The sequence below is a fragment of the Acinetobacter sp. WY4 genome (assembly GCF_018438165.1).
Classification (GTDB): domain Bacteria; phylum Pseudomonadota; class Gammaproteobacteria; order Pseudomonadales; family Moraxellaceae; genus Acinetobacter.
The window spans coordinates 1,567,204-1,579,735 of the sequence record NZ_CP053947.1; the positions used below are offsets into that span (position 1 = coordinate 1,567,204).

Here is a 12,532-nt window from a genome sequence, read left to right on the forward strand (position 1 = left end):
AGTTTTTAAGCCCTTTTTTCACTTGAATTGCCACCTTTCCAGATACCTAGTCAACCCAATTTAAATAGAGAAAATGTATATTTTTATTGCAAATGATAAATACTATCATTAATATCCAGTTTCTTATTTGAGCAACAATACTAATTTATTCTTCGGTTCGGGAATCTGGTCATGCATAGTTTTAGTCTTCGTCCACTTACATTGGCAATTCTTGAGTTTACAGCAACATCTACTTTTGCAGAGACTGTGAACGAGACAGCGACTCCTACAACAACACATCAAATGTCTACGATTGTGGTTTCAGCGGCGGGTTTTGAACAAGATATTAAAAATGCGCCTGCTTCAATTAGTGTAGTAACCGCAGAAGAATTAAAGAAAAAAGGTATTACCAGTATTGCAGATGCGCTCAGTGAAGTACCAGGTGTCGACGTACGAAATGGCCAAGGCAAAACTGGTGGTTTAAATATCCAAATGCGTGGTCTGAATCAATCTTACACTCTTATTTTGATCGATGGTCAGCGTCAGAATACTTCTGGTTCAATTGGTCCAAATGGTTTTGGTGAATTTAGTACAAGCTTTATGCCACCATTAGCTTCTATTGAACGTATTGAAGTCATTCGTGGTCCTATGTCTACCCTTTATGGTTCTGATGCCATGGGCGGTATCATTAATATTATTACCAAGAAAGTTGCATCAGAATGGAATGGTAACGTTTCTGTTGAACAGAATATTCAAGAAAATTCTGATATTGGTAATAACTGGAAAACCAGTGCAGTTGTTAATGGTCCAGTGATTCAAGATAAACTTGGTATACAAGTACGTGGCGAGTTTTTCCACCGCGATCAATCAGATCGACTTGTTACCCCCGCAAAAACTATTGATGAAGGTAGCCAAGGTCGTGACCCACGTACAGTAGAAGCAAATAATTATGCTGTGGGTACAAAACTTACGCTAAATGTAAATGATAATGTCTCTACTTGGGTAGACTTTGATCATGCTAAACAACGTTTTGATAATAGTGATGCCCGTTTAGGTGAACTTTACGAATTCAACCGTACGACAGGTTTACCATCAGGAATTGGTTCATATAAAGACGAGATCAAATTCTTAAGAGATCGTATTTCTGCAGGTGTAGATGCTGAGCTTAGTTTTGGTCAATGGAAAACATTTGCAAGCTATGTTTCTTCTGAACAGGAAGGCCGTCGTCTTCCAAAAGGAAATGTACCTGAATACAATTATTATTCAGATGGTACACAAGATCGTATTTTAGAAAATAAAGACCTAACCGTTGATTCTCGTATTATTTCAACACTTGGCAACCATAAACTTACAGCTGGTATTGAATATAAAGATGGTGAAACCATCGATAACTCAGCAGGTAATGGAGTTGCTTTTGAACAGGATTCTTGGTCTGTGTTCGCTGAGGATGAATGGAATCTAACGGATTCTCTTGCATTCACTTTCGGTGGTCGCTACGAAGACCATAGTGCTTTTGGTGGTCACTTTACACCTCGCGCATATTTAGTTTGGAACACCAATGATCAGTGGATTTTAAAAGGTGGTGTAAGTACTGGCTATAAAGTTCCAACAGCGAATGACCTTCATAATGGAATCAATGGTTTTAGCTCACAAGGCCGAAACGTGACTTTGGGCAACCCAGATCTTAAGCCTGAAGAAACCACAAACTATGAACTTGGTTTCGTTTACGATAACTTATCTAATTTCTCTTTAACTACCACTGCGTTCTTTACTCAGTTTAAAGATATTATTATCAGTGATGCACGCGTCGTTGAAAACTGTTTATGGGCAGGTCGACCAACAGGACAAGCACCTGCAAACAACTGCATGACTGTAGGCAATTTTGATAATCAGCAAAACTTTAGCTTTAAAGGCAATGCAGGTGAAGCTGAAAGCTACGGTGTTGAACTTAGTGCTAAATATGACATTTCTCCAAGCGTTGATGTAAAAGCAAACTATACTTGGCTAGAGTCTGAAATTACCGAAGGTGAAAATAAAGGTAATCCTATTGAAAATACACCTCGTCACGCTTTGAACTTCACAGGAACTTGGTATGTGAATGATAAGTTCACTACTTGGTTAGAAGCTGAATATAAATCTGACCGTGTACGCTTCACAGATCCTGATTTAAGCGATGTCAATGTAAGTCGTGAAATTGATGCTGTCGGCAATAAGTTAAAAGCCTATGAGCTATTTAATTTAGGTGCATCTTATAAAGTCAACAATCAAGTTACTGTTTCAGGTCGTGTGAATAACTTATTGAACAAAGACTTTGGCGACTATAAGTCATTTATTAATAGTGATAACGAAGTTGAAAATGCTTTCTTATATACTAAAACGACGAGTGGTTTAGCGGGTACTTATATTCCAGACCGTAACTACTGGCTATCTGTTTCATATGACTTCTAATATTTAAGTGAAAATTATTTAAAACCCTGCCCTGGCAGGGTTTTTTCTTATCGTGCGATCAATACTTTCCAAAACATTATTAATTTATGCCCCTCTATAGACATCATTATTCTCAATAAAAATTTAACAATCAGATTGATTTACCAATATCTATTAAAAACATAAACTTAACTATTTATTGTTATAATATTACATTTATAAACTCATTTAATATTTTCTTAAAGATCATGAATTCCCATGATAAAAAGATAAAAATAAAAACAAGAATCATTACTATTCGCATACATTTTTAGCATTCATTTATTAGGTTTAACATGACCTTCATTAAAACACGTAAAAAAATCGTTTCTTCTGCAATTGTTTCATCTTTATCAATGGTAGCTGCATCTGCGATGGCAGAAGAACAGGTGATCCAGTTAGAGACGATTCATCAAGAAGTCAAAGCTGAACAAACACCCAGCTTAAAAGTAGATCAATCTGCGAATAGCAAATTTGTTGCGCCTTTACTCGACACCCCAAAGTCAGTTTCAGTGATTTCAAAACAGCTGATTGCAGATACACAAGTGACGACTTTAGCTGATGCACTGCGTACAGTTCCGGGGATTACCTTGGGTGCAGGTGAAGGTGGTAATCCGAATGGTGACCGTCCATTTATTCGCGGTTATAACTCTGAAAGCTCGATGTATGTAGACGGCGTTCGTAATGCCACCTCACAAAACCGTGAAATGTTTGCGGTAGAACAAGTTGAAGTGACCAAAGGTTCTGCTTCTGCCATGGGCGGTGCAGGCACCACTGGCGGTAGCATTAATATGATTTCTAAAGTCGCTAAAGCAGGCGATTTTCTAGAAGGCTCGGTCGCTGGCGGCACTGACAATTACCAACGTATTACTTTAGATGGCAACAAAGATTTTGGTAACGGCATTGCTGCACGTGTTGCCGTCATGGGACATCAAAATGAAAAAGCCGGCCAGAAAGACGGTGCAGAATATAAACGTGCCGGTATTGCACCGAGTATTAGCTTTGGTCTGGACACCCCTACCCGTGGGACTCTAAGTTATTACTACTTAAAAACCGATGACACACCAGATTCAGGTATTCCTTATAACAATCCATTTGCGCTCACAAATGCAAATGTAGGATTGAATGGAAACGGTAAGCCTATTGATGTTAAACAAGGTCAATACTATGGCTGGAAAGATCGTGACTTCCAGAAACAGGAAAATCAGTCAGGAACGCTTAAATTAGAACATGATCTGACGGACAACTTAACCATTAGCAATACCGCAGTGTATAACACGTCTAAAAATGATTACCTTTGGACAAATCCAGATGATTCAAGAGGTAACTTCTTACTGAATGGCAATGTCTGGGCGCGTGCCAACTCACGTGTGGCAGATACTGATGCTTTTACCGACCAACTTGCTTTAACCGGTAAATTTAATACTGGCACGCTTAAACATAGTTTTAACCTGGGTGCCGAATATTCAGATCAGGAAACTGATCGTACGCAATATATTATTAATGGCCTAAATGCGACAGGTAGCGCGTATGCTGCTTGCGGTGATGTCACCAATATTGCATCAGGCTGGTGTACTTCGGTACAAAACCCAAACCGTGGGCCATGGACAGGTACATTAAGTACCAATGGTGCCGACCAGTACAATATTCAAAGCAAATCAAAGTCTGTTTATTTCCTGGATAGTATTGAATTCACCCCTCAGTGGCTTTTAGATTTGGGCGTTCGTTGGGATGACTACTCAACTGAGCAAACCATGACTTATGGTGCACGAAATAATGCAGTTACTGGTGCAAACAATACACCGATTACAGCAAGTGCTGGCGATCAAGTGACGATTAAAAATGATAAAGATTTCATCAACTATCAAGCTGGCCTGACCTTTAAACCTGTTGAAAATGGCAGTATCTATGCAAGTTATGCGACTTCGTCTAATCCAGTCGGTGTAGATGGTGGCGATGGTTCTGAAGGGATTACTGCTGCAATAAATAATCTTAAACCTGAAGAAGTCCGGACCATGGAGTTAGGAACTAAATGGGATGTCTTGAATGATAAGCTCAACCTGACTGCAGCTATTTTCCGCACGGAAAAAACCAATACTCGTGCGACCGGAGATGATGGCACCACAAGTAATATTGGTGAAACTCGTGTCGATGGTATTGAGCTTGGTGTAAATGGCAACATCACGGATAAATGGGCTATATCTGCGGGTTATACTTATTTAGACAGTGAAATGATTGATGGTGGATTTGTAAATACTGCCGCTACAGGTCAACCTGCTGTATATGCGCCAAATCCTAGCAATGGGAACCAAGTTCAAAACGTCGCGAAAAACAGTGCAACCCTTTGGACTACTTATGCAGTAACTCCTGCTTTAACTCTAGGTGCTGGTGCCGTCGCAATGGACAAAGTCTATGGTAATGCTACTAATACCAAGTTTGTACCGGGCTATGTTCGCTATGATGCCATGGCACGTTATAACGTGAATGAAAACGTTGATTTGCAATTAAATCTTAACAACCTGTCTGATGAACGTTACTTCACTAAAGCCTATTCATCTCACTATGCGACCGAAGCAGAAGGCCGTAGCGCAGTGCTGGCAGTCAACTTTAAATATTAATTCAATGCAACCGCATAGCCTCCTGATGGGGGCTATGTTATTTTTAAAATACGATTATTCAGGGGTTTCCAGTGCTGCATCATATTCCAAATGTACTGAGCAAAGAACAGGTACAATATTTCCGTAAGGAGATGAATAAGATTGAGTGGGTCAACGGCAAGGTTACCGCGGGTACACTCTCTGCAACGGTGAAACAGAATCAGCAATTACCTGAAGATCATCCCCTGACCCAGCATTTAAGCACAATCATTCTTGAGTCTCTGGGACAGCATGCTTTATTTTTATCAGCGGCGATTCCACTGGATATTATTCCTCCCCTGTTTAACCGCTATGAAAATAATGAATCTTTCGGCTTTCATGTCGACAATTCGATTCGTCGTATTCGCGGCAGCAATGAACGTCTCAGAACGGATTTATCCTGTACGGTTTTCTTGAGTGAGCCGGAAGAATATGTCGGTGGTGAACTGGTGGTTGAAGACACTTACGGTTATCACGAAGTAAAATTGCCTGCCGGCGATATGATTTTGTATCCATCGACCAGCTTGCATGAAGTCACGCCAATCACTGCCGGTTGTCGAATTGCTTCATTTTTTTGGGTACAAAGCATGATCCGTGATGATGCAGAACGGCATATGCTGTTTAATCTGGATCAGAGTATTCAAAACCTGAGAATGCAGCTGGGCGATCAGCATGCAGAGGTCATGAAACTGACCAATCTGTATCATAATTTAATGCGTAAATGGGCGGAACTTTAAAAGATGCCCTGAGGTCAATGATCTTTGAAAATCATTGGATTTATTGTTTATCAAAATATACTGCGTTGTGGCACAATTGAACGTAATAAATAACGCATTATGTCCAAATTAAGAAAATATAAAATACAATATTTAGAATAAGTGAAAATATTTTTCAATTCTTAAAGTTTATAAGAAAATCTTTATTACCATACGACTAAAATCCATAAAAATAGCAAAAACTTTTCGGGATAAGTGGATTAAACTTTAAATTATAAGTAAGGCATTTAGTGCATTTGGTGAAGCTAAACCACCAATATTTAGACCATATTTCAGGTTTGAACCAGACTGTCACTAAAACCCAATGAATAGACAAAATCTATGCCGCTGACCCAAGCACCGCTTTAACCAAGATTACGGTACCCAAGTTAGCATAAGGAGCTCTCTCATGATGTTGGCTGATCCAAGTAAAAAATACCGTCGCATGTATCAACGTGTGGACTTACCAGACCGTCAATGGCCGAACAACGAAATCAATAAAGCGCCAATCTGGATGAGTACCGACCTGCGTGACGGTAACCAAGCGATCTTTGAGCCAATGAACATGGAGCAGAAATTCAAGATGTTCCAGATGTTGGTGAAAATCGGTTTCAAGCATATTGAAATCGGCTTCCCGTCAGCATCGCAAATTGACTTCGATTTCACCCGTAAATTGATTGAAGAAGGTCATATTCCGGATGACGTTTATATCGAAGTATTGGTTCAGGCACGTGATCATTTGATTCAACGTACCTTTGAATCTTTACAAGGCGCAAAACGTGCCATTGTACATATCTATAATTCCAACTCGCCGACCTTCCGCAATAAAGTCTTGAATGTTGATGTTGAGGGTGCAAAACAGTTAGCCATTAATGCTGCACAAAAAGTGAAAGAATATGCCGCAAAACAGCCGGAAACTGAATTCGTATTTCAGTACAGCCCGGAATGTTTTACTGCAACCGAATTAGAAGTCGCGAAAGATGTTTGCGATGCAGTCACAGAAATCTGGGAAGCATCACCGACCAATAAAGTGATCTTAAACTTGCCTGCAACGGTAGAAGTGTCAGGCCCACACATCTATGCCGATCAAATTGAATGGATGCACCGTAACATTCAGCGTCGTGACGGCGTGATTATTTCTGTGCATTGTCACAATGACCGTGGTTGTGGCATTGCCGCTTCAGAATTAGCGATTATGGCCGGTGCTGACCGGGTTGAAGGCTGTGTGTTTGGGAACGGTGAACGTACCGGTAACGTCGACGTGGCTGCGATTGCCTTGAACATGTATACCCAAGGTGTAGCACCAAACTTAGACTTCTCCAACATCAATGAAATCATTGCGACTGTGGAAGAATGTACTGGTTTACCTGTGCACCCGCGTCATCCTTATGCCGGTGATTTGGTGTTTACTGCATTCTCGGGTTCGCATCAGGATGCCATCAAAAAAGGTTTCGAGTTCCAGAAAAACGAAGAAATCTGGGATATGCCGTACTTGCCAATCGACCCGAAAGATTTAGGCCGTGATTATGACGCCGTGATCCGTGTTAACTCACAATCAGGTAAAGGCGGTATTGCTTACTTGTTAGAATCGAACTACAACGTGATCTTGCCGCGTCGTTTACAGATTGAATTCTCTCAGATCGTACAAAAACGTACCGATGAGCAAGGCACTGAAATCAGCGCGACCGAAATCTGGAAGTTGTTCAAGGAAACCTATGTGGATGCTAAAAACGTTCACTATTCTGCGAAAAACTACAAATTGTCAGATGACAATGGCAATCAGGTGATTGAGCTTGATCTTGAAATTGATGGCCAGTCACGTCGTGTTCGTGGTGAAGGCAATGGTCCAATTTCTGCGATTTTGGATGCACTTCATTTGCCGATTGACGTGGTGAACTATGAAGAGCGCAGCATCAGTTCGGGTGCACATGCCAAAGCTTTAGCCTTGATCGAACTTCAAGTGAAAGGTACCGGTAAATCTGCCTTTGGTGCCGGGGTACATGACAACATCATAACCTCTTCCATTGAAGCAATTATTGCCTCGACCAATCGCCTGATTGATCAGGGTGTGTTAAGCACTGATCAGGTGATTGCTGCTGCGGTCTAAACGGCTGTATTAGAATTTGCGATAATTCATAGCACTAAAATGACTTTAGAAGGATACCGGCAAATGGTATCCTTTTATTATTCATACTAAAGATTTAAGGCGAATCCTCCCCGTGTCTTTTCCAGCTGACTCAGTGGGCATTGTTGTCCCACAAAAGTTCCAATTTGAAGAGCCGTTAGAGCTTGAATGCGGTCGCATCCTCCCACGTTTTGAACTGATGGTTGAAACTTATGGCGAACTCAATGCCGATAAGTCCAATGCCATTCTGATTTGTCATGCCCTTTCCGGTCATCACCATGCTGCTGGCTATCATCATGAAGATGATAAAAAAGCCGGTTGGTGGGATTCATGCATTGGTCCCGGCAAAGCCATTGATACTTCAAAATTCTTTGTGGTTTCACTGAATAATATTGGTGGCTGTAATGGCTCTACCGGCCCAACCTCACCCAATCCTGAAAATGATAACCGCCCGTATGGTCCGGATTTCCCACTGGTTACGGTCCGTGACTGGGTCAAAACCCAAGCCCTGCTCTCTGACCGTTTAGGGATTGATATCTGGGATGCCATCATTGGCGGTTCACTAGGTGGCATGCAGGCATTGCAATGGTCAGTGGATTATCCAAACCGTTTAAGAAAATGCGTGATTATTGCCAGCGCTCCGAAACTTTCTGCACAGAATATTGCCTTTAACGAAGTAGCACGTCAGTCGATTTTGTCAGACCCAGATTTCCATAATGGCCGTTATCTGGAAAATGACAGCTATCCCAAACGTGGCCTGATTCTGGCACGTATGGTGGGCCATATTACTTACCTGTCCGAAGAAGCCATGAAGCAGAAGTTTGGCCGCGATTTGAAATCAGGCAAATTTATGTATGGTTTCGATGTTGAATTTCAGGTCGAAAGCTATTTGCGTTATCAGGGTGAACAGTTCAGCCGTAACTTCGATGCCAATACCTATCTGATCATGACCAAGGCACTGGATTACTTTGATCCGTCGCGTGAATATGAACAGTCGCTCAAAAAAGCCATGGCCAATACCCAGTGCAAATTCTTGGTGGTGTCATTCACGACTGACTGGCGTTTTACCCCTGCCCGCTCACAGGAAATCGTGGATGCCTTGATCAGCAATCACAAACCTGTGAGCTATCTGGATATTGATGCAGAACAGGGTCATGACTCTTTCCTGTTCCCTATTCCGCTCTATGTAAAATCTTTGCGTGCATTCCTGGGAGGTGAAGAACACCTGAAAGCAACACCAAAGGAGGCCGTATAATGCGTATCGATCAACAACTCGCTGAAAAGTGGATTAAGCCCGGTTCTAGCGTACTCGACCTTGGTTGTGGCGATGGTGAACTGCTGGCACAAATGAGCAAAAAGCACGATATTCGTGCATATGGATTAGAAATTGATCAGGAAAAGATTGCAATTGCAGTCAGTCGCGGGTTAAATATCATCCAGCAAGACTTAAACCTTGGTTTAAGCCGTTTTGCCGACCAGTCTTTTGACAATGTGGTCATGGCACAAGCTTTGCAGGCTGTAGATGCACCTGACGTATTATTGCGTGATATGGTGCGTGTGGGGAAACAGGCCATTATTACCTTTCCGAACTTTGCACATTGGAAGACCCGGTCTTTCTTGGCAATCAAAGGGAGAATGCCGGTTTCTGAAGCCTTGCCGTATATGTGGTATAACACCCCGAATATCCACTTATGTACATTTCGTGATTTTGAAGCACTTTGTGCGGAAAATAATATCAAAATTATTAATCGACTCGCTGTGAACGGGAATCAAGAAGATAGTTTGCTGAGCAAGCATCTCCCTAATCTATTTGGTGAAGTCGCAATTTATCGAGTGAGCGCGCTATGAAAAAATTATTATTAAGTACGACGCTACTGGCGGGACTTTTTGGCATGCAAGCCCATGCAGATTATGTTGCACCGAGTCCATCTGTTGCCAGTCAAGCGGCTCAGTATTCCATCATGGATATCAATAGTCTGACCAAAGCGGCGAAAGCCGGTCAGGCTGGTGCACAGTTTTATCTGGCCACCAAATACCAGTATGGTAAAGACATCCAGAAAGATGAACGTCAGGCCTTTGCCTGGTATAAAGCTGCTGCGGATCAAGGTCTGGCAGTTGCCCAGCTGAATGTCGGCCGTATGCTGGCCGATGGCATTGGTACCAGAAAAGATGAAGCGCTGGCGCGTCAGTATTTTGAAAAAGCGGCCAGCCGTGGCGATAACCGTGCCAGCTTTAACCTGGCAATGATGGAAGAGAAAAAGAAAAACTATATGGGCGCTTACCAGTGGTATGAACTGTCTACCCGTGATGGCATGCTCGACAATAAAGTGATTACTTTATCTGAAGGCAAGAAAACTGCCTTAGCGGCCAACCTGACCCAAGAACAGATCCGTCAGGCGCGTGACCGTGCCGACAGATGGATTCAGGCACAATAAGCCGAATTGTATAAATAGCACCTTCGGGTGCTTTTTTATTGCCGCAAATTCCTGTTCCATTGCTAAAATAGCGCCCATTCTTTATCTAATAATGAGTTTTAACATGGCTGCAACTGACTGGTTATCCCAAGGCACACTGGTATTGGCAAGTAATAACAAAGGTAAAATTGCCGAGTTTGAAAAACTGTTTACCGAGCTACAACTACCGGTTGAAGTTGTGGCTCAAGGCAAATTGAATATCGAAGATGCGATCGAAGATGGCTTAAGCTTTGTTGAAAATGCCATTATCAAGGCACGCCACGCGGCTAAAATCTCAGGTAAACCGGCGATTGCCGATGACTCAGGCATTTGTGTGCCAGTTCTTGGCGGAGCTCCTGGGATCTACTCAGCACGTTATGCCGGTGAACATGGCAATGATGCCGCCAATAATGAAAAACTGCTGGCCAATCTCAAACCCTTACGCCAAGAAGGTGAAGCGATCGAGGGTATGTTTGTTTGTGTACTGGCACTGGTCCAACATGCCGAAGATCCCTTACCACAAGTCTTTCAGGGTATCTGGCACGGGGAAATTCTGGAAGCTGCACGTGGTGAAAATGGTTTTGGCTATGACCCCTTGTTCTGGTTACCGGAATTAGGAATTTCCAGTGCAGAAATGAGCAAGGAAGAAAAGAATAAAATCAGTCATCGCGGTCAGGCGATGCAGTTGTTTAAAGCGAGTTTGGCGAAGTAAGTTTTTCATATTTTTTCCCTCTCCCTTTGGGAGAGGGCTGGGGTGAGGGATTTTTAAAATACACCTCCCCCGTTGCGAAACAGCGTTTCTCATCTCCTAAAAGGAGAGGGAATCTATAGTGTAGGCATCAACGCATGCACGATTACCCCATATAAGGCAATCAAGATTGCGCTGGCCAAAGTCCCCGAGGCAATATATTTGGCGGAATGGCCCGTTCCCTGATAATGGGTTTCCAGTGCCACAATATTGGCTGCAGGCGGCAATAAAAAGAACATCAGCATTACCGTATAAGTCAGCGTCTGCTGCGGAATAGGTAAATAATAATAGGCGGCAACACACAGCAAAACCGCAAACAGCCCTCTATAAAAAATCAGTTGCAGACTACGCATTAAATCGAAGCGGCTGATCCGCACATTGCTCAGCCACATTCCCAGCACACACATGCCGCTAAAAGTGACCAGTACTTTATTGGCCTGATACAGTATCTCTATCCCAGGCACTTGCTGCCAATGACTCAAATCCCAAAATGATAATAAAGCTGCTACAGACAGTGCCACCACAGGTGGTGAGAGCAGCACATTCTTTAAAATATAGCCGCTATCTTGTCTGGCTTCACTGACTGCCATCACCGCACAGACATTGCCAAACAAGGAACCACCGATGTACAGGGCAACTATGGTACTGGTCGCTTGCGGGCCAAAAACTGCCAGTGCAAAAGGAATTCCCAGCCATGCCCCATTTAAATAGCTCAGGCATAAGGCACGCAGTTTATTTTTCAGGGTGAAATAAAACAAGGCAAAGAATACGCAGGAACAGAAAAAGCTGAAGGCAATCAGCCACAAACTGCCCTCTTGGTAAAACACCATATTGTAAATAATCAGTACCGGAATCAGGACCCGTGCCAATAAAGCTGCCAAGAGAGGGCGAACCGGTTTTAAATATTGCACACCCCAATAACCGATCAGAAAAGACAGGAGGGGAAGAATCAAGGCCATGACAATGCTGCTGAGATTTCCATATCAGGCTGTATGCTAGCACAGCATACTTTTCATTGAATTATGAATTTTTTTATATGAGTGATTCATTCCCCTGCTGCCGTGTCGGCAAACTGTCATCAAAGCGTCACCGCGCTGTCATACAAGCCTGCTGAGATAGGTACATAAAATATAGAGGATAAAATAATGGCAGGATTATCAATTTGGCATGTGCTGATTTTTGCAATTGTGGTGATTTTATTGTTCGGTACATCAAAACTTAAAAATCTGGGTAAAGACGTCGGCGGCGCGATTAAAGACTTTAAAAAATCAGTCAAAGATGAAGAGGCTGAACAGGCCAAGCTTGCAGAGCCGCGCACCATTGATGCCCAGGTCAAAACGCCTGAACATTCGGTTAAAAGTTAAGAGTTC

The 12,532-nt window shown here is 42.5% G+C and carries 10 protein-coding genes; 9 read left to right on the forward strand and 1 reads right to left on the reverse strand.

The genetic code is table 11. The annotated features are described in order from the left end of the window. Positions 1–171: 171 nt before the first annotated feature. From G4D73_RS07375 to rdgB, 8 genes are all read left to right on the forward strand, one after another. Positions 172–2,427 carry a TonB-dependent receptor domain-containing protein gene (locus tag G4D73_RS07375; RefSeq protein ID WP_213686420.1) on the forward strand — a complete coding sequence of 752 codons (2,256 nt, stop codon included), beginning with the start codon at positions 172–174 and terminating at the stop codon, positions 2,425–2,427. Positions 2,428–2,741: 314 nt separating this feature from the next. After that, positions 2,742–5,063: a TonB-dependent receptor gene (locus G4D73_RS07380; protein ID WP_213686421.1), complete on the forward strand. Its 2,322-nt coding sequence runs from the start codon at positions 2,742–2,744 to the stop codon at positions 5,061–5,063. 71 nt (positions 5,064–5,134) lie between these two features. Beyond that, positions 5,135–5,818 carry a Fe2+-dependent dioxygenase gene (locus G4D73_RS07385; RefSeq protein ID WP_213686422.1) on the forward strand — a complete coding sequence of 228 codons (684 nt, stop codon included), beginning with the start codon at positions 5,135–5,137 and terminating at the stop codon, positions 5,816–5,818. Between the two features lie 427 nt (positions 5,819–6,245). After that, a complete protein-coding gene (gene leuA, locus G4D73_RS07390) occupies positions 6,246–7,943 on the forward strand; it encodes a 2-isopropylmalate synthase (protein ID WP_213686423.1) in 1,698 nt (565 codons plus the stop codon). A 112-nt stretch (positions 7,944–8,055) separates the two neighbouring features. Beyond that, a complete protein-coding gene (metX, locus tag G4D73_RS07395) occupies positions 8,056–9,216 on the forward strand; it encodes a homoserine O-succinyltransferase MetX (RefSeq protein ID WP_213686424.1) in 1,161 nt (386 codons plus the stop codon). Further along, on the forward strand, positions 9,216–9,809 hold the full coding sequence (gene metW / locus G4D73_RS07400) for a methionine biosynthesis protein MetW (protein WP_004278415.1): 594 nt from the start codon (positions 9,216–9,218) through the stop codon (positions 9,807–9,809). The genes metX and metW overlap by 1 nt, the downstream gene beginning before the upstream one ends. Next, complete coding sequence (locus G4D73_RS07405) at positions 9,806–10,396, forward strand: tetratricopeptide repeat protein (RefSeq protein WP_213686425.1); 591 nt, start codon at positions 9,806–9,808, stop codon at positions 10,394–10,396. The genes metW and G4D73_RS07405 overlap by 4 nt, the downstream gene beginning before the upstream one ends. A gap of 103 nt (positions 10,397–10,499) precedes the next feature. Further along, positions 10,500–11,126, forward strand: coding sequence for an RdgB/HAM1 family non-canonical purine NTP pyrophosphatase (gene rdgB / locus G4D73_RS07410; RefSeq protein ID WP_213686426.1), 627 nt, complete (start codon positions 10,500–10,502; stop codon positions 11,124–11,126). Positions 11,127–11,239: 113 nt separating this feature from the next. On the opposite strand, the gene G4D73_RS07415 is transcribed toward rdgB, so the two are convergent. Next, positions 11,240–12,121 carry a permease gene (locus tag G4D73_RS07415; RefSeq protein ID WP_213686427.1) on the reverse strand — a complete coding sequence of 294 codons (882 nt, stop codon included), beginning with the start codon at positions 12,119–12,121 and terminating at the stop codon, positions 11,240–11,242. Between the two features lie 186 nt (positions 12,122–12,307). Here G4D73_RS07415 and tatA point away from each other — a divergent pair, with 186 nt between their 5' ends. Beyond that, a complete protein-coding gene (gene tatA, locus G4D73_RS07420) occupies positions 12,308–12,526 on the forward strand; it encodes a Sec-independent protein translocase subunit TatA (protein WP_004729524.1) in 219 nt (72 codons plus the stop codon). The last annotated feature ends 6 nt before the right edge of the window (positions 12,527–12,532 follow it).

Bases quoted from the DNA above. Each gene is read 5' to 3' on its own strand.
- rdgB (WP_213686426.1), top strand. From the start codon at position 10,500: ATGGCTGCAACTGACTGGTTATCCCAAGGCACACTGGTATTGGCAAGT.
- G4D73_RS07380 (WP_213686421.1), top strand. From the start codon at position 2,742: ATGACCTTCATTAAAACACGTAAAAAAATCGTTTCTTCTGCAATTGTT.
- tatA (WP_004729524.1), top strand. From the start codon at position 12,308: ATGGCAGGATTATCAATTTGGCATGTGCTGATTTTTGCAATTGTGGTG.
- metW (WP_004278415.1), top strand. From the start codon at position 9,216: ATGCGTATCGATCAACAACTCGCTGAAAAGTGGATTAAGCCCGGTTCT.
- leuA (WP_213686423.1), top strand. From the start codon at position 6,246: ATGATGTTGGCTGATCCAAGTAAAAAATACCGTCGCATGTATCAACGT.
- G4D73_RS07415 (WP_213686427.1), bottom strand. From the start codon at position 12,121: ATGGCCTTGATTCTTCCCCTCCTGTCTTTTCTGATCGGTTATTGGGGT.
- G4D73_RS07375 (WP_213686420.1), top strand. From the start codon at position 172: ATGCATAGTTTTAGTCTTCGTCCACTTACATTGGCAATTCTTGAGTTT.
- G4D73_RS07405 (WP_213686425.1), top strand. From the start codon at position 9,806: ATGAAAAAATTATTATTAAGTACGACGCTACTGGCGGGACTTTTTGGC.